We start from the raw sequence: 17,701 nt of genomic DNA on the forward strand, positions 1-17,701 counted from the left end.
GTCGTCACTGTCGTCGTCCCCCTTCGTCGTGCCCCCCGGACGGTGGCACGGGTATCTCGGTGGTGTCCTCGGCCTCGGCGCGCCGCACTCCGCTGTAGAGCCGGGAGAGCATGCCGCCGACCGCCTCCGGGTCCGGGTCGGTGCGGGTCGGTGCCGACGTCGGTTGTGCCGAGCGGGTGACCGCGCTCAACTGTGCCATCGGCACCCGCATCGGCAGCCCTCGCTCATTCGTACCGGCGGTGACCGGGATCGCCGGTGGCACCGGCTGCGCGGGCACGACCGGCGCGGACGGATCCTGCCGCGACCACCAGCCCCCGCCGTTGTCGCGAGCGCCGGCCGGGGTCAACACGTCCTCGGCGCGCACCGGCACCGGACGGCCCTGGCGCGGCACGGCGACACCCGGTGGCCGACCGGCCACCGGCAGATCCCGTGCCTCGACGCGCGGCCCGGAGGCGACGGCCTCCCGCACAGCCCCGGGCTGCCGGGCCACTCCCCGGGCGGCGCTCGTCGCCAGCATCCGGGCCGGCGCCGGCGGATCCAGCTCCACCGAGCCTGCCGGGGCCAGCAACACCGCGGGCAACGCGAGCCGGGCGACCAGGCCGCCCTGGTGGTCGTCCAACCGCACCCTTACGCCCAGCCGGGACGCCAGGTGGCTGACGACGAAGAGACCCATCCGCTCCACCGCCGCGACGTCCGCGGCCGGCGGGGTGGCCAGCACGGCGTTCGCCTCGGCCAACGCCGTCGGGCTCATACCCAGGCCACGGTCGGCGATCTCGATCAGCGCACCCCCGGAGTCGACCCGGGCGGTCACCACCACGCTGGTGTCCGGGCGCGAGAAGGCGGTGGCGTTCTCCAGCAGCTCGGCCAGCAGGTGCACCAGTTCGCCGACGGCGTGCCCGACCATGTGCACGTCGGCCACCGCCTCGATCCGGACCCGCTGGTACTGCTCGATCTCCGCCGCGGCGGCCAGCAGCACAGCACCGAGACCGACCGGCCGGTTCCACCGACGGGTGGAGTCCGTGCCGGCGAGCACCAGCAGGCTCTCGTCGTTACGACGCATACGAGCGGCCAGGTGATCGAGCTTGAACAGGTTCTCCAGCTGGTCCGGGTCGCTCTCCTCGCGTTCCAGGTCGTCCAGCAGCTCCAGTTGGCGCTCCACCAGGACCTGGCTCCGGCGGGCCAGGTTGACGAACATCGCGTTGACGTTGCGCCGCATGAGCGCCTGCTCGACGGCGACAGTGACGGCACTGCGGTGCACCGCCACGAACGCCTCGGCCAGCTCGCCGATCTCGTCGAGCGAGCGGACCACCGCCGGCGCGACATCGATGTCCGGCACCCCGCCTCGGACGGTCTTCAGACGGTCCAGCGCCTCCGGCAGCTCGACCTGGGCGATCTGGAGCGCCTGGCTCCGCAGCAACCGCATCGACCGGGCGACCGAACGACCGACCAGCAACGAGATCAACAGAGCGACCAGCAGGACCGCGACGATCCCGCCGACGACCAGCAGGGTGGCCCGCAACTGCCCGTCGCTGGCGTCGTCAGCCTGCCGCACGGCGTCGTCGAGCACACCCGCCTCAAACTGGCGCAGCAGCTCCTGCCGCTGCTGGCTGGCCCCCCACCACTGCTCCGACGGCAGCACCTCCGGCGCCTTGTCGCCGGCTGGCAGGCTGCGCTCCTCCAGCCGGGTGGCGACCACGAACATCGGGGCCACCGACGTCTCGTCGTACCGGCGGATCTGGTCGGACGTCGCGGCCACCCGGAACGCGCCGAGCGCGGTCAGCTGCTGGGCGCGCAGATCGGTGAGGAGCACCCGGTCCTCGGTGCCGTACCCGCCGGCGCGGGCGGCGGCGTAGAGCTGGCCCCGCACCCGGGAGGAGAGCTCCTTGACCCGGGCCAGTTGGACGTAGCGCAGCACCGCGTCGTTCAACGCCGGCTGGTCCTGACCAGGGGTCGGCTCGGCGAGCAGGTCGATCAGCGCGCCGATGGCCCGGTGGTAGTTGCTCAGGATGGTCTCGCTGCTGAGCACCGCCGGCGGGATGGCCGGACGGATGTCGACCACCTGGTCGTACGCCTCCAGCGCCTCGGAGAAGGCCACCCGCCAGGACGCGTCGGCGTCGGCCAGCGGCTCGGCGGCCCGGCGCAGGTCCGCGACAGCCCGGTCGGTGGCGGTCTGCAACGGCTTCAGGTCGGTCGCCGTGGTCTCCCGCTCGCCGCCCCTGCGCAGCTCGCCCAACTCACCCGCCGAGCGGTCGCGCTCCTGCTGGAGCTGGTGCACGGCGGCGGTGATCTGCCGGCCGATGCCGACCTGGCTGGAGAAGTCGTTCAACACCGTCGTCCGCCCCACCAGCGCGCTGGTCTGCACACCGGCGAGCAGCAGGAACGCCATCGAGGGCACCACCAGCACGGTGGCGAGCTTGGTGCTCATCCGCCAGTCCCGCAGGCGGAACGGCGAGCGCCGCCGGTGCGGCACCACTCGGACGTCGAAGCGTCGCCGGCGATGGTTCGACACCGCGCCGTTCGCCGGCTCGGGACCTACCGCCACCCTGCCTCCTCCGTCCTACCGCGTCCACCGCGGTCCGGGGAGCGCCGTCCATCCAACCAGGCTCGGGAGCGCTGTCAACGGCCCGGGCAACGCGGAGGTTCAGGAAGGATACTGCGGGTGGGACCGTCCTGCCGTGGTCGGCAGGACCAGCTCGTCCGTCCGGCCGATGTCGGCGAGGCCGATCGCGTCACCGAACCGGCCAAGTGCCACCAGTGCCGCGCCGGTGGCGCCGATCTCCGGGTTGCGTTGGTGCGACACCGGCCGCGGTGCGAGCGCGGCGGCGAAGGCCTGCCGCCACCACACCGACGCCGCCACGGCACCCCCACCCAGCACCACACCGACCGGTTTGTCGATGGTGGACTCCAGCACGGCGAGATCCTCTGTGACCAGGTCACACAGCCCCTGCATCAGCCCGGCCAGGATGTCCACCGAGGTGGTGCTGAAGCTGAGGCCACGCAGTTCGCCGCTGCCCGCCGGCGCCAGGCCGGGCGCCCGGTCGCCACCGAAGCGGGGGTCGGCCGGTCGGCCACCGCCCGTCGGCACCAGCGCCAACGCCGCGTCCAGCTCCGCGCCCCGGGGCAACCGCAGCTCCCGGTCCGCCCAGGCGAACAGGTTTCCTCCGCAGGCGTACGCCGCGCCGGTCACCACGTGGTCGTGGTCGACCCGGTAACGCCACAGCCGTTCGGGGAGCCGGGGCATCGGTTCGCCGGCCGGGATCCGCTGCATCAGCCGTACGGCCGCGGAGGTGCCCACGGTGACGGCGGCCCGGCTCGGGTCGACGCAACCCGAACCGACGTTCGACGCGCCGCCGTCGCCGACCGGCGGTGACCACCGGGCCTGTGCCAGCTGCGGCCAGCGGCCGGCCAGGTCGGCCCGCAGCCGGCCGTGCCAGTTCAGTTCCCCGAGGGGCGGCAGGTCCTGCGGTCGCGCCCCGGCCAGCGTCAGCGCCTCCTCGTCCCAGCGCAGGGTGCGCAGGTCCAGCAGGCCGGTCCCGGAGGCCTGGGAGATCGACATGGGCGCCGAGTCGAGCAGTTCACCCAGCACGTACTCGGGCAGACCGACGAACCGGGCGATCGGGCTGCCGGACTGCTCCCGCAACCAGGGCAACCGCATCGACCAGTACGAGCGGTGCCACCAGCAGCCGGTGCGTTGGTGGAAGCCGTCCGGGTCGGCCGGCCCCGCCGTGCCGCCGACGGGCGCGGGCCGGGTGTCCAGCCAGGTGACCACCGGGCCCATCGGGGCACCGGCTCGGTCCAGCGGGAGCACCGAGTGCCACTGCGCGGAGACCGCCACCAGACCGACGTCGTGCAGGTGCCCCGCGTCGGCCAACTCGTCCAGGCACTCGACCAGGGAGGCGAGATAGTCGGGACCGGACAGCGTGCCGGTGCCGTCGTCGCCGATGGCGAGGTCGACCTTGCGCCGGGCCAGGGCACCGGGCAGCGGCTGGGTGTCCCCGTCCAGCACCAACCCCCGGACGGAGGAGGTACCCAGATCGAGCGCGAGAATGTTCATCGCCGGTCAAGTTACCCGGTGCGAACAGGGCAACGGGCGCGTAGGGTGGATCACATGCTCGCGCATCTGACCAGTTGGTGGCCCGCCGACCCGGCGGCCACCCTCCGCGCGTAGCTTCATCCACGCGGCCGCCCTCCAGGCGGCCGCCGGATCTCCCGGCCGGATGGCCGCCTCAACGGCGGCGCCCAGCCCGACGGAGACCCCGATGACCCACCTGACCGACCTGATCGCCGCCATCGCCAGCGGTGTCGACCCTGGTCCCTTCGCCCTGCTACGCCGTGAGGGCGCGGACGAGCTGGAGCTGTTCACCGGCCCGGTCGACACTGTCGAACGGCTCGCTGACATCCCGCTGACGCCGGGCGCACCCGGTGCGCAGACGCTGGCCCTGGTGCCGTTCCGGCAGATCTCCGAACGCGGCTTCGCCTGCGTCGATGACGGCGCCCCGCTGGAATGCCTGCAGGTCCGCGACCATCGACGGATCGCCCTGGCCGACGCCCTGGCAATCCTGCCCGACGAGCAGGTCCGCACGATCGACGCGGCCTTCGACATCACCGACGAGGAGTACGCACGGACCGTGCACCGGGTGCTCGCCGAGGAGATCGGCCGCGGCGAGGGCGCCAACTTCGTCATCCACCGCACCATGCACGCCACCGTTCAGGGCCCACCGCTGATGGCGGCGCTGGCCGCGCTGCGCCGGTTGCTGGTCGCCGAGCGCGGCGCGTACTGGACGTTCGTGGTGCACACCGGCACCCGGACGATGGTCGGCGCGAGCCCGGAACGACACGTCAGCGTCGACGACGGCCTGGTCATGATGAACCCGATCAGCGGCACCTTCCGGCGCGCGGGTGACACCCCGGACCGGGAGGCGCTGCTGCGGTTCCTCGACGACCCGAAGGAGGTCGAGGAGCTGTACATGGTGCTCGACGAGGAGCTGAAGATGATGGCCACCGTCGCCGAGCACGGCGGCCAGGTGATCGGCCCGTACCTGAAGGAGATGTCGCACCTGGCGCACACCGAGTACCTGCTCGCCGGGCGGGGCACCCGGGACGTGCGGGAGGTGCTGCGCGAGACGATGTTCGCCCCCACCGTGACGGGCAGCCCGATGGAGAACGCCTGCCGGGTGATCGCCCGACACGAGCGCCGGGGCCGCGGCTACTACTCCGGCGTGCTGGCCCTGCTCGGCCACGACGAGGCCGGCCGACAGACGCTCGACGCCCCGATCCTGATCCGCACCGCGGAGATCTCCCCCACCGGCCGGCTGCGGGTCCCGGTGGGTGCCACCCTGGTCCGGCACTCGACGGCAGCCGGCGAGGTGGCCGAGACGCACGCCAAGGCCGCCGGTGTGCTGGCCGCCCTCGGCCTCGGGCCGGCGGCGCCCGACCGTGGGAGCGAGCCGGTCGCGCGACTGGCCGACGACCCCGCGGTACGCGACGCGCTGGCCATGCGCAACGCACCGCTGGCGCGGTTCTGGTTGGACCAGCGGGCACCGGACGCACCCGGGCTGCCCGGGTTGGTGGGCCGTCAGGCGTTGATCGTGGACGCCGAGGACACCTTCACCGGCATGCTGGCCCACCAGCTGGGCGCGTTGGGTCTCGCGGTGACCACCCGACCGTGGCACGCGAGCGGCTCGGTCGACGGGTACGACCTGGTGGTGGCCGGTCCCGGGCCGGGTGACCCGGGCAGCACCGACGAGCCGAAGATGGTGGCGCTGCGGGAGCTGCTGGGCGGGCTGCTGGCGACCGGCCGACCCACCCTCGCCGTCTGCCTCGGCCACCAGGTGCTGGCCGGTCAGTTGGGGCTGCCGCTGCACCGCAGGGACGCGCCCTACCAGGGGTTGCAGCGGGAGGTGCCGCTGTTCGGCACAACCCGGCGGGTGGGGTTCTACTCGACGTTCACCGCCCGCGCGGAGGCGGACCGGCTGGACACGGCGTACGGGCCGGTGGAGTTGGCCCGGGATCCGGGTGACGGGGCCGTGCACGCCCTCCGGGGACGTGGCTTCGCCGGGGTGCAGTTTCACCCCGAGTCGGTGCTCAGCCCGGACGGGCTCGCCGTGCTGACCGAGTTGCTGACCGACCTGCTGCCGGCGCCGCGCGCCGACGAGCTGTCCACCACCGGCGGGCGCGCATAGTCGCTCCACCGGAGGGTAGGGCTGGAACGACCGGTGGCACGGACGGGCCGAGAGCCCCCGCCCGCGCCACCGGTCGTTTCCGCCGTCAGCCGGCCATGCCCGCCTTCAGCGCGGTGCCCAGCAGCACCGCACGCCGCGCGGTCAGCGCACAGGCGCCGAGTGCCACGGCGTCCGGGGCGATCTCCCCGTTGTTGCTCGTGTGCGAAGCGCCGTACGGGTTGCCGGCGATGAACTGGCTGGTGTCGGTGTAGCCGGGGGTGACCACCACACCGCCCCAGTGGTAGAAGACGTTGAAGAGCGAGGTCAGCGTGGTCTCCTGCCCGCCGTGCGAGGTCGCCGTGGAGGTGAAGGCGGAGTAGACCTTGTTGGCCAGCGCGCCCTGCGCCCACAGCGGGCCAGTGGTGTCGATGAACTGCTTGAGCTGGGCCGCGACCATGCCGTACCGGGTGGGCGCCCCCATGATCACCACGTCGGCCCAGGACAGGTCGTCGACCATCGCCTCGGGCACGTCCTGGGTCTCCAGACGGTGCGCCTGCCAGCCGGAGTTGGAGCGGATCGCCTCGTCCGGCGCCAGCTCACGCACCTTGCGCAGGCGCACCTCGGCGCCGGCCTCCCCGGCGGCCTCGCAGGCCGCCTGAGCCATCTGGTACGTAATGCCGGTGGCGCTGTAGTAGATCACCGCTACCTTGGTCTGGGCAGCCATCAGATGTTCCCCTATCTCGTCTCGGGTCAGCTCTCGCGACTACCCGTCGCGCGCGATCTCTAACGGCGGCGCCCGGACGATCCCACCCGCCGATCGGCGGGGCTCAATTTTTCCGCAACTTCCCGGTGGTTTTCGCCCTGCGCCCCGCATCGACGACGATCCTGATGCCATCGGTGCCGGCGGGAACCAGCCGCCGCCCCGCACCGGGCACCTGAACGGGGGATCGCGCTCCGCCACCAACGACGCTGGCGTAGCGCGATCAGGGGCCGTCCAGCGTGCTCACACCGGATGGCGGACGCGCTCAGTGGACCAGGGCCGCCATCAGCCGGTCCAGCTCGGCCGCCGGGTCAGCGGTGAGCCCGGTGTGCACCGGCCCGGTCTGGATCATCGTGCTGCGCGGAGCCGCCAGCCAGTGGAACCGCTCGCCGAGTCGCATCCGGGTCGCCGGCCCGTCGCCGGCGCACGTCCGGTTCAGGGAGTCGAGCACCGCGGCCACCGCCGGCAGGTCCACGTCGGGTGCCAGTGCGCGGACCCGGTCGGCGTCGAGGTGCGTGCGCGCCGCCAGGAAGTCACGTTGCTGGCAGTAGAGCAACAGCCCGACGTTGATCTGCTCGCCGCGCTCGATGCGGGGCACCAGCCGGATCAGCGCGTACTCGAAGGGATGCCTCATGCGGCGCTCCCCTGCGGCAGCCAGTCGGCCGTGCGGGCGACGCGGCGGGACAGGTGCTCCAGGTACGCGGCCCGTGCGGCGTCGGCCGTCTCGAAATCGGCAGCGGTCAGCCAGTCCGCTGGCACCAGGGCGAGCACTTCGGTGAGCAGCTCCGGGGTGACCCGGGGGGCCAGCTCGGCGTCGGCCTCGGCCAACAGTGACGCGTACGGGGCGAGCACGTGGTCCTCAGCTCGGTAGGCGCGGTGCACTGCCGCCTGGGCCCGGGGCCAGTTGTGGTGGAAGTACAGCGAGGCCCCGTGGTCGATCAACCACAGCTCCCGGTGCCAGACCAGCAGGTTCGGGTTACGCCAACTCCGGTCGACGTTCTCCACGTACGCGTCGAACCAGAGCACCCGGGAGGCCAGCGCCGCGTCGACGGGATGCGCCATCGGGTCGAAGCCGAGCGCTCCCGGCAGGAAGTCCATCCCCAGGTTGGCGCCGCCGCTGTTGCGCAGCAGCTCCTGCACCTCCTGGTCGGGCTCGGCCCGACCGATGACCGGGTCGATGTCGAGCACCACCAGCGGGGGCACCCGCAGCTCCAAGCGGCGGGCCAGCTCACCGCAGATCACCTCGGCGATCAGCGCCTTGGGCCCCTGGCCGGCGCCTCGGAACTTCGCCACGTACGTGCCCAGGTCGTCGGCCTCAACGACGCCAGGCAGCGACCCACCCTCGCGCAGCGGGGTGACGTAGCGGATCGCGGTGACCTGGCGGAGCACGACGCCCACCCTACTGGGACCGGCTGCCCGGCCCGCACCGGTGAGCGCGATACCTCTGAGTCATCAAATGCCTCACAGTCATCACGCTCACCGGTGCGTGCCCGCCGAAGCGGGCGGGTCAGTCGAGCTTGTCGCGTAGGTCGTCGACCTGCTCTTGGAGGCGATTCACCGCGCTGTCGTTGTTGACGAAGGTGGTGATGCCCGCGGCCAGGCCCAGGCCGATCAGCACGGCCAGGATGCTCAACACGAGGCCGCCGATGGCGACGCCCCGACCGGTCACCCCTGGCCGGCGGGCCATCTTCAGCCCGACGATGCCGAGGATGATGCCGATGATGCCGAGCACCAGCCCGATCCAGGCGAGGATGGCGGTCAGCACGCTGAGCAGGCCGGCCACCCCGAAGACCAGTGCGAAGGCGGCGGCCGCGCTGGTCTTGGCGGCGGTGGTGGGCGCCCGGTGGGTCCGCGACCCGGCCGGTTCGCTTGCGGCAGTCATGGGACTCCCTTCCGTACGCGCGGCGCGCGCACTTCCGGGTGACCGCCTTCCCACTGCCTGGGCCGTTATGCCAGCCCAGCGGGGCCATCGCCGCAGGCCCACTGTCGGTCGGGTGCCCTAACCTGGCGCAACCACCTGCGGGGAAGGGAGTCCGATGACCAGGGAGCTGACGGCGTCCGAGGCGCTTGATCTGCGGATGACGAGTCTGCTGCTACGCCCGCACCCGAGCATCAGGCCCGGCGACGTCGCCGGGGTGGTCCAGTGGTTCGGCGCGATGCAGGCGCAGGATCTGGCGAGCGGTCTGTGGTCGTTGGGCGCGCGGCTGCCCGGGCAGAGCGTCGTCGACGTGCAGGCGGCGCTGGAGCGACGCGAGGCACTGCGCACCTGGCCGATGCGGGGCACCGTTCACCTCGTCCCTCCCGCCGACGCCCGCTGGATGCTGGAGCTGACCGGCGTACGCTCGCTGGCTGGCGCGGCGACCCGGCGCGCGCAGCTCGGGCTCACCGAGACCGACGCGGACCGGGCGGTGGATGTCCTCGGCAGCGCCCTGGCCGGTGGCGGCCGGCTCACCCGCGCGCAGTGCCTCGCCGCCCTGCGCGCCGCCGGCATCGGGACCGACGGCCAGCGCGGATACCACCTGCTGTGGTACGCGAGTGTCCGCGGGGTGACCTGCGTGGCACCGAACCTGGGCACCGAACAGACCTTCGCGCTGCTGGACGAGTGGGCGCCCGAGTCACGCCACCTGGAACGGGACGAGGCGCTGGCCCTGCTCGCCCACCGCTACGTCCGCGGGCACGGGCCTGTCACCGCCCGCGAGTTCGCCGGCTGGACCGGCCTCACCCTGACCGACGCGCGGTGCGGCCTGGCCGCCGCCGATGACCTGCTGAGCACGGTACGGGTCGACGGCGAGCCGATGCACGTCGACGCGGCGCTGGCCGACACCGCGCCTCCCCCGCTGGACGACATGATCGTGCTGCCGGGCTTCGACGAATACCTGCTCGGCTACCGGGACCGCTCGTTGATGCTCGACCCCGCGCACCAGGCAGCCGTGGTGCCCGGCAACAACGGCATCTTCCAGGCCACAGTGGTCCGCTCCGGGCGGGTGGTGGGCGTGTGGAAGCGCAAAGTCGGCCGCGCAGCGGTCACCGTGACGGTCCAGCCGCTGACGACGCTCGACGCCGCCGCGCGGGCTCGGGTGGAGCAGGCGCTCGGACGGTACGCGGACTTCCTCGGGCTGCCTCCCCGCTTCGACTGGCTGACCTGACCGCGCCGCGTCAATCCTCGGTCGGGGACCTGTTGGCCCGTCGTGGGCGGGCGGTGCTGAGCAGGTCGACGATCCGGGTCACCCGAGGATCCGAGCGGATCTCCGCCACGGTTTTCGGCAGTGGCAGCCGCCAGTTCGGATACTCGTCCACAGTGCCCGGCATGTTGGGTTGGCGCACCTCGCCAAGCACGTCGTAGAGGGAGACGCCGAGCAACCGGGTCGGGCTGGCCGCGAGCGCGGCATGCATCGCCACCACCACCTCGCCGTCGTCGGGTGTCGGAGCCGCACCGGGCGACGCTGGCTCGGCGGTCGGCGCCGGGTCGGGCAGCAGGCTCTCGGCACGCAGCATGTCCAGCAGCCGCTCCCGGTCGGTGGCGGCCCGGGCCTGCTCCACCGCCACGTCGGTGCCGAGCAGCTTCAACTCGTCGCGCACCCGGACGTGCTCGCCGGTCAGGAAACCCGGCGCGGTGGGCAGGTCGTGTGTGGAGATCGTGGCGAGGGCGTTGCGCGGCCAACGGGCCGGCGGGACGAACCCGCCTTCGTCGTCGCGAGCGAACCACAGCACTGTCGAGCCGAGCATGTTGCGCCCGCGCAGCCCACGGGTCACCGCGGGTTGGACGGTGCCGAGATCCTCCCCGACCACCACCGCGCCGGCCCGGTGCGCCTCCAGCGCGAGGATGCCGAGCATCGCCTCGGCGTCGTAGCGCACGTAGGTGCCCTCGGCCGCGCCGGCGCCCGGCGGCACCCACCACAGCCGCCACAGGCCGGCGACGTGGTCGACCCGCAGACCACCCGCGTGTCGCAGGGTCCGGCGCAGCATGTCCCGGTAGGCCGCGTACCCGGTGGCGGCGAGCCGGTCGGGACGCCAGGCGGCCAGCCCCCAGTCCTGGCCGAGCTGGTTGAAGTCGTCCGGCGGCGCGCCGACCCGCACACCCTGGGCCAGCACGTCGGCGAGCTGCCAGCCGTCCGCGCCTCCGGGGTCGATGCCGACGGCCAGGTCGTGCACCACGCCGACCGGCATTCCGGCCGCCCGGGCCGCCGCCGTCACGGCGTCCAGTTGCTCGTCGCACAGGTGCTGCAACCAGGCGTGGAAGGCCACCCGGTCGGCGAGCTGCCGACGCTGCTCGGCGACCGCCGGGGCGTCCGGGTGGTGCAGGTCCTCCGGCCAGGCACGCCAGTCGTTGCCGTGCCGCTCGGCGAGCGCACACCAGGTGGCGAAGCTGGCGAGCGCCGGGTCCGCGGCAAGGTCGACCGGCTGGGCGTACGGGTGCAGCAGCTCCAGGGCATGCCGCTTGGCGGCCCACACCTGGTCGTAGTCGATCAGATCCCCACGGTCGGGGCGCAGGGCGTCGACCACCGCCCGGGTGGCCGGGTCCGCCGCACGGTACGCGGCCGTGTCGCTGACCCGCAGGTACAGCGGGTTGACGAAGCGTCGGCTGGCGGGCGAATAGGGCGAGGCGGCGACCGGGTGCGCCGGCCCGACCGCGTGCAGGGGGTTGAGCAGCACCAGCCCCGCGCCCGTGTCACCGGCCCAACCGGTGAACTCGGCGAGATCGCCGAGGTCGCCCATGCCCCACGAGCGTTCCGAGGTGAGCGCGTAAAGCTGGAGCATCCAACCCCAGGTGTGTGGCGGCACCGGCAGCCGACGGGGCACCACCACCAGCGTCGCCTCGCGGCCGGCGCAGGCCAACCGGTGCCAGCCCAACGGCAGGTCCCCCGGCAGCTCGCTGTCGACCGCGCGGCGGCCGCCGTCCTCAAGGGTGACGACACCCGGGCCGGGCAGTGCCCGGGTCGTGCCGTGGGCGAGCACCACCGTCTCCGGCAGTGCGCCCCGGTCGACGGCACGGGCGGCGGTGAGCGCGTCGGCGATGGCGGCCGGGCTGGTGGCGTCCACACCGAGCAGCCCGAGCACGCCCACCACGGTCTCCGGTGCGACCTCGACACGGCGGTGCCGCCAGTCCTCGTACCAGGTGGACACGCCGTGCGCGTTCGCCAGCGCGGCCAGTCGTCGGTTCATCCCGCCCCCCGCCTCACGACGCGACCTCCGACCACCTTGCCACGACCGGGCACGCGGCGCAGGACACGGCGAGGGCCGGCGGGCGAACCCGCCGGCCCACCTCGCTGGACGCTGTCAGTCGTCGAGCGCCCCCGCCGCCCGACCGTCGCGCAGGGTCAGGTTGCGCCCGGTGGCCGGATCGAACAGGTGGATCTTCTCCAGGTTGAACCAGACCCGTCGCGACTGCCCCTCGGCGACCGCCGACTCCGCGGACAGCCGGGTCACCAGGTTGCCGCCACCTCCGGCGAAGTCGGCGGCGCCGGCGTCGGCGGCCAACTCCTCCAACTCGGCGGCGCTGGCCTTCTCGCCCTCCACGGTGAAGTAGACGTACTTGTCCGAACCCATCGACTCGACGATGTCCACCGGCGCCTCGAACTCCATGCCCCGGCGACGGGTGTCGTCGTCGACCAGCTCGGCGTCCTCGAAGTGCTCGGGGCGGATGCCGAGGATCAGCTCGCGGGGCGCGTCGGCCGACTCCAGTTCCCGACGGATCCGGTCGCCGATCGGCACGTCACCCAGGGCGGTGTGCAGGCTGCCGTCCTGCACGGCGGCGTGCAGGAAGTTCATCGACGGCGAGCCGATGAACCCGGCGACGAACAGGTTGCGCGGGTGGTCGTACAGCTCCTGCGGTGGCCCGACCTGCTGCACCGCGCCACCGCGCATGATCACCACGCGGTCGCCGAGGGTCATCGCCTCGGTCTGGTCGTGGGTGACGTAGACGGTGGTGGTGCCGAGCTGCTTCTGCAACCGGGACACCACAGTGCGCATCTGCACCCGCAGCTTGGCGTCGAGGTTGGACAGCGGCTCGTCCATCAGGAACGCCTTGGGCTGCCGGACGATCGCGCGACCCATCGCGACCCGCTGGCGCTGACCGCCGGAGAGGTTGGCCGGCTTGCGGTCCAGCAGGGAGGTCAGCTCCAGCACCTTCGCCGCCTCGTCGACCTTCCGGTTGATGGTTTCCTTGTCCATCTTCGCCAGCCGCAACGGGAACGCCATGTTCTCCCGCACTGTCATGTTCGGGTACAGCGCGTACGACTGGAACACCATGGCGATGTCCCGGTCCCGGGGCGCCTTGTCGTTGACCCGCTGCCCGGCGATGCGCAGCTCACCGGAGCTGATGTCCTCCAACCCGGCGATCATGTTGAGGGTGGTGGACTTTCCGCAGCCCGAGGGGCCGACCAGGATCACGAACTCGCCGTCGGCGATCTCCAAGTCGACGTCCTGCACGGCGACGGTCCCGTCCGGGAAACTCTTGCTCACCTTGTCCAGCACGATGTCAGCCATGACTACTCACCTATCCCTTGACTGCGCCGGAGGTCAGACCGGACACGATGCGGCGCTGGAAGAAGAGAACGAACAGGATGATCGGAACGGTGATCACCACGGCGGCGGCGCAGATCGCCCCGGTGGGGTCCTCGAACTGCGACTCGCCGGTGAAGAACGACAGGGCGACCGGCACCGTACGGGCGCGTTCGGTGGAGGTCAGCGTGATGGCGAACAGGAAGTCGTTCCAGCAGAAGATGAAGACCAGAATCGCCGTGGTGAACAACCCGGGCGCGGCCAGCGGCGCGATCACCCGCCGGAACGCCTGCCCCTGCGTGGCGCCGTCCATCTTCGCGGCCTTCTCCAGGTCCCACGGGATCTGCTTGAAGAACGCCGACAGCGTGTAGATCGCCAGCGGCAGCGCGAAGGTGATGTACGGCAGGATCAGCCCGGGCCAGGTGTCGAAGAGGCCGAGTTGCCGCTCGATCTCGAACAGCGGCGACACCAGCGACACCTGCGGGAACATCGCGATCAGCAGGGAGACGCCGACCAGCAGCTTCTTGCCCGGGAAGTCCAGTCGGCTGATCGCGTACGCGGCCATCGCCCCGAGCACCACCGCGATCAGCGTGGCGATCAGCGCGATGCCGATGGAGTTGACCAGGGCCCGGACGAACTGGTCGGTGTCGAAGATGGTCTTGTAGTTGTCCAGCGTCCACTCCCGGGGGATGAACTTCCCGTCGGTGAGGGTGGCCGGCGTCTTGAACGACAACGACGCGATCCACAGCACCGGGACGAGCGCGAAGACGACCACCAGGACGTCCAGCAGCCCCCAGCGCAGCTTCGCCCGGGTGGTGGTTTCGGTACCGGTGGCCATGTCAGCGCCTCTCCCCGTCGTCGCTGCCCGGGGCAGCGGTGCCGAACAGCTTCACGAAGACGAAGGCGATGATCGCCACGGTGATGAAGATCAGCACCGACATCGTCGAGCCGATGCCGAGGTTGAGACCCCGGATCAGGTTGTTGTAGGCGAGCATCGACACCGAGGACGTCTCGTTGCCGCCGGCGGTCAGCACGAAGATGTTGTCGAAGACCCGGAACGCGTCCAGGGTGCGGAACAGCAGCGCGACCAGGATCGCCGGCTTCATCACCGGCAACATGACCTTGGTGAACTTCTGCCAGGCGGTCGCGCCGTCGGTCGAGGCGGCCTTGAGCAGGTCCTCCGGCACCAGCGCCAGCCCGGCCATCAGCAGCAGCGCCATGAACGGGGTGGTCTTCCAGATCTCTGCCAGCATGATGATCGCCAAGGAGCTGGCCCGCTCGGTGAGCGGTGCGCCGTCGCTGAACAGGTTCGCCAGGTAGCCGGTCTCAGGCGTCCAGGCGTACCGCCAGGAGAACGCGGCGACCACGGTGACGATCCCGTAGGGAATGAGCGCCGAGGTCCGGACCAGGCCGCGCCCGATCAGGGTGCGGTGCATGATGATCGCCAGGCCCATGCCGAGCACCAGCTCGACGGCCACGGTGACCACCGTGATCAACGCCGTCACCCCGAACGCCGTCCACCAGAACTCGTTGGTGAGCACAGTGACGTAGTTGTCCAGCCCGATGAACTCGCGCTGGTCGGGAAAGCGCAGGTCGAAACGCTGCAACGACAACCAGACCGAATAGATGATCGGGTACGCGGTCACCAGGACCATGACCAACGCGGCGGGTGCGCAGAGAAGCAGACCCAACCGGCGTTCGGCTTTCTTGTTCTCACTCAACGGCCCCTTGCCACGGCCACCCCGCTGGGTGGGCACAATGGCGCGCTGGCCAGTGGATTCGCTGGTCTCGGCGGCGGCGACATCGGCGCCCGTCGGCGTGGCGTTGATGCTCACGGCAGTACCCCCTTCGACTGGAGGGCATCGGCGATGGCGCCGCGCAGCTCGTCGGCGGTCTTCTGCGCGTTGATCGCCGACGGCGGCGAAAGGATCGCCGACATCACTGTGGAGATGCTCTGGTAGGCGGGGGTCAACGGCCGGGTGGCCGGGTCCTTCAGCTCCTCCAGGATGGTGTCCTTCATCGGGTACGCCTCGGTCATCTCCGGCTCGTCGTAGACGGCTTCGATAGTGGGGGGCACGCCGTCGTTGATGGCGGAGAACTTCTGGTGCTCGGCGCTGCGGATGCACCGCGCCGCCTCGAAGGACATCTCCGGGTGCTTGGAGTAGGAGCTGACCGCCAGGTTGACCCCACCGATGGTGACCTTGCTGGGGGTGCCCTCGTCGATGCCGGGGATCCGCGCCCAGCCGACCTGCTTGGCCAGCTCCGGGTTGGCCTCCTGCAAGGCCGGGTAGACGAACGGCCAGTTCACCTGGAACGCGCCCGAACCGGACTGGAACTCCAACCGGACCGGGTCCTCGGTGGCGTTGCTGAACGACGGCGAGGTCACGCCCGACGTGGCGAACTTCTTCAACTGCTCCAACGCCCGCACCGTGCCGTCGTCCATCACGGCCTGCTTACCGTCGTCGCTGAGGATCTTTCCGCCGGCACTCTCGGCCAGGGTGTTGTAGAGGACGACAAGACCCTCGTACTGGGCGCCCATGGTGAGCACCCGGTACGGCTTGTCCTGGTCCTTGAGCTGCTGGGCCGCGCTGATCATCTGGTCCCAGGTGGTCGGCGGCTGCGGCACGAGGTCCTTGCGGTACCAGAGCAACTGCACGTTGGTGTTCTTCGGTGCCGCGTACAGCTTGTCCTCGTAGCGGGCGGTGTCCAACGGCCCGGCGAGGGTGCCCTGCTCGACCTCGGCCTTGTCCTGGCCGGTCCACTCGCGGATCCAGTCGGCGCTGGCGAACTCCTGGGTCCAGGTGACGTCCAGGCCGAGCAGGTCCATGCCGCTGTCCTCGGCGGCCAGCCGGCGCACCATCTGCACCCGCTGGTCATCGGCCTGCCGGGGCAGCACCCGGTAAGCGATCTCGTAGCGCCCCTGGGCCTGCGCGTTGCAGTCGTCGACGACCTTCTGCAGGTTCTGCTCCGGCGGGTAGTACAGGTTGAGCGTCGGTGGGCCACCAGCGTCGTCGGCGCCGCACGCGGCCAGCGGTGCGACCAGCGCCAGCGTGGCAGCCGCCGCCCCAAGCCGAACAATCGGCCGGCGTCGGTGTCGAGCCGTTTCGGGGTCCGTCATCGCCCTCCCCCTCTCTTCGGCGAAAACCGGGGAGGGGCCATCCGTGCCCCGGCGCACGGCGAGACGATTCCGGGCCAGGGAGCTGCGGAAACACCCCGACCCGGATGCTCCGTGCGGCTACTCTGCCCCACCTGCGGAGTCGCGAAACCTGGCTGTCACACCGAGAGTGCGCACAGCGACCGGCCCTGTATGCCCTGCGCCCCGACACCGCTCATGATCGACTCGGCCGCCCTGAACGGACCGCCGGGCGTGATCGACTCGGCTTCCTGGACTGATCGCCCTACCAGCGCACGATCAACTCGCCTTCCTGAAAGTCGCGCTATCAGCGCGCCAGAGAACCCCGCCTTTCAGAAAGGCGAGTCGATCACACGCTGAGACGGCGGGCCTGCCTGACGGCAGAAGGCGCAAGAGTATGACAGGTGTATGCTGCGCGTATGACAGAGCCTCAGCGCCGCTTCACGATCTCCGTTCCCCCGGACGTGAGTCAGATCCTGGAGAGCCAGGGCAACCGCATGGCCAGTGCCTACGTCACCGAGTCGGTGCGTCGGCGCAGGCGGGTGGAGCAGCACAAGGAGTTGTTGCTCGCCGCCGGCATTCACGTCACTGAGCAGGGTGTCGCGGAGTCTCGGGCCCGCCGCCTGGGCGTCGAGGCCGAATGGTCCTCGGAGCGGTTCGAGGCGGAGCGCGCCAAGATCCGCGCCGCCATGGAGGCCGAGATGAACGGCGACGACACTGCGCCCCGCGCCGACGCCGCATGACATCAGAGACAACACCACCTGTCCGGCTCATCCTGGACCGGTCGGCCCTGCTGGGATACGCCGTCCTCCGGACGGTGCACGTGGGCGAGCCCGTCCACGAGGTGATTGAGGACGGCGTGCGGTTCGGGGTGCCGGTGGTCGCAGCGACCGAGGCGTTGACCATGGCGACCGGCAAGGACCTGGCCCTGCTGCACAAGCTGCTGGCCCTGACTTCCTGCGCGTTGCTGCCCGAGCGGGCGGAGGATCTACCGGAGCTGACCTTCTGGCAGCGCAGGACCCGCCGTTTCGACCTTGCAGCGGCCGCCGTTGCGGGCCTGACCCACGATGCCGCGGTGCTCACCGGCGAGGGGCCCGGATACTCCGACGGGGTGCCTCTGATCCACTTTCCGGGATGAACAACAGC

General features: G+C 71.4%; 15 protein-coding genes. 4 read left to right on the forward strand and 11 right to left on the reverse strand.

Annotation, left to right across the window (positions count from 1 at the left end; all coding sequences use genetic code 11):
- Nucleotides 1–4: 4 nt before the first annotated feature.
- Nucleotides 5–2,542, reverse strand: coding sequence for a nitrate- and nitrite sensing domain-containing protein (locus KBX34_RS19660; protein ID WP_210926208.1), 2,538 nt, complete (start codon nt 2,540–2,542; stop codon nt 5–7).
- 99 nt (nt 2,543–2,641) lie between these two features.
- Nucleotides 2,642–4,054 (reverse strand): FGGY family carbohydrate kinase, encoded by a 1,413-nt coding sequence (locus KBX34_RS19665; protein WP_088949112.1) that lies wholly within the window; start codon nt 4,052–4,054, stop codon nt 2,642–2,644.
- Between the two features lie 205 nt (nt 4,055–4,259).
- Here KBX34_RS19665 and KBX34_RS19670 point away from each other — a divergent pair, with 205 nt between their 5' ends.
- Entirely contained in the window at nt 4,260–6,182 is a 1,923-nt protein-coding gene (locus tag KBX34_RS19670) for an anthranilate synthase family protein (RefSeq protein WP_210795635.1), read from the forward strand.
- Between the two features lie 85 nt (nt 6,183–6,267).
- Here KBX34_RS19670 and wrbA read toward each other — a convergent pair whose 3' ends face one another.
- The 4 genes from wrbA to KBX34_RS19690 all read right to left on the reverse strand — a co-directional run bounded on the left by wrbA (nt 6,268) and on the right by KBX34_RS19690 (nt 8,803).
- A complete protein-coding gene (wrbA, locus tag KBX34_RS19675; protein ID WP_088949114.1) occupies nt 6,268–6,885 on the reverse strand; it encodes an NAD(P)H:quinone oxidoreductase in 618 nt (205 codons plus the stop codon).
- Nucleotides 6,886–7,186: 301 nt separating this feature from the next.
- Entirely contained in the window at nt 7,187–7,555 is a 369-nt protein-coding gene (locus KBX34_RS19680) for a DUF3037 domain-containing protein (RefSeq protein WP_141910336.1), read from the reverse strand.
- Nucleotides 7,552–8,310, reverse strand: a complete 759-nt coding sequence (locus tag KBX34_RS19685) for a HipA family kinase (protein WP_141910337.1) — start codon at nt 8,308–8,310, stop codon at nt 7,552–7,554. The genes KBX34_RS19680 and KBX34_RS19685 overlap by 4 nt, the downstream gene beginning before the upstream one ends.
- A 118-nt stretch (nt 8,311–8,428) precedes the next feature.
- Complete coding sequence (locus KBX34_RS19690) at nt 8,429–8,803, reverse strand: hypothetical protein (RefSeq protein WP_210926210.1); 375 nt, start codon at nt 8,801–8,803, stop codon at nt 8,429–8,431.
- Between the two features lie 154 nt (nt 8,804–8,957).
- Here KBX34_RS19690 and KBX34_RS19695 point away from each other — a divergent pair, with 154 nt between their 5' ends.
- Nucleotides 8,958–10,067, forward strand: a complete 1,110-nt coding sequence (locus KBX34_RS19695) for a winged helix DNA-binding domain-containing protein (RefSeq protein WP_210926212.1) — start codon at nt 8,958–8,960, stop codon at nt 10,065–10,067.
- Between the two features lie 10 nt (nt 10,068–10,077).
- Here the strand turns inward: KBX34_RS19695 and malQ are convergent, their stop codons facing one another.
- From malQ to KBX34_RS19720, 5 genes are all read right to left on the reverse strand, one after another.
- Nucleotides 10,078–12,084 (reverse strand): 4-alpha-glucanotransferase, encoded by a 2,007-nt coding sequence (gene malQ, locus KBX34_RS19700; protein ID WP_210926213.1) that lies wholly within the window; start codon nt 12,082–12,084, stop codon nt 10,078–10,080.
- Nucleotides 12,085–12,198: 114 nt separating this feature from the next.
- Nucleotides 12,199–13,407 (reverse strand): ABC transporter ATP-binding protein, encoded by a 1,209-nt coding sequence (locus KBX34_RS19705; protein ID WP_088949121.1) that lies wholly within the window; start codon nt 13,405–13,407, stop codon nt 12,199–12,201.
- Nucleotides 13,408–13,417: 10 nt separating this feature from the next.
- Nucleotides 13,418–14,260 carry a carbohydrate ABC transporter permease gene (locus KBX34_RS19710; RefSeq protein WP_099855591.1) on the reverse strand — a complete coding sequence of 281 codons (843 nt, stop codon included), beginning with the start codon at nt 14,258–14,260 and terminating at the stop codon, nt 13,418–13,420.
- Nucleotide 14,261: 1 nt separating this feature from the next.
- Nucleotides 14,262–15,257, reverse strand: coding sequence for a sugar ABC transporter permease (locus KBX34_RS19715; RefSeq protein WP_307871441.1), 996 nt, complete (start codon nt 15,255–15,257; stop codon nt 14,262–14,264).
- Complete coding sequence (locus tag KBX34_RS19720) at nt 15,254–16,540, reverse strand: ABC transporter substrate-binding protein (RefSeq protein ID WP_210926215.1); 1,287 nt, start codon at nt 16,538–16,540, stop codon at nt 15,254–15,256. Before KBX34_RS19720 ends, KBX34_RS19715 begins: the two co-directional genes overlap by 4 nt.
- Before the next feature lie 434 nt (nt 16,541–16,974).
- Here KBX34_RS19720 and KBX34_RS19725 point away from each other — a divergent pair, with 434 nt between their 5' ends.
- Nucleotides 16,975–17,298 carry a hypothetical protein gene (locus KBX34_RS19725; protein ID WP_141910344.1) on the forward strand — a complete coding sequence of 108 codons (324 nt, stop codon included), beginning with the start codon at nt 16,975–16,977 and terminating at the stop codon, nt 17,296–17,298.
- Nucleotides 17,295–17,693, forward strand: coding sequence for a hypothetical protein (locus KBX34_RS19730; RefSeq protein WP_210795623.1), 399 nt, complete (start codon nt 17,295–17,297; stop codon nt 17,691–17,693). Before KBX34_RS19725 ends, KBX34_RS19730 begins: the two co-directional genes overlap by 4 nt.
- The last annotated feature ends 8 nt before the right edge of the window (nt 17,694–17,701 follow it).

This window comes from Micromonospora sp. M61, from assembly GCF_018070245.1.
Classification (GTDB): Bacteria; Actinomycetota; Actinomycetes; order Mycobacteriales; family Micromonosporaceae; genus Micromonospora; species Micromonospora zamorensis.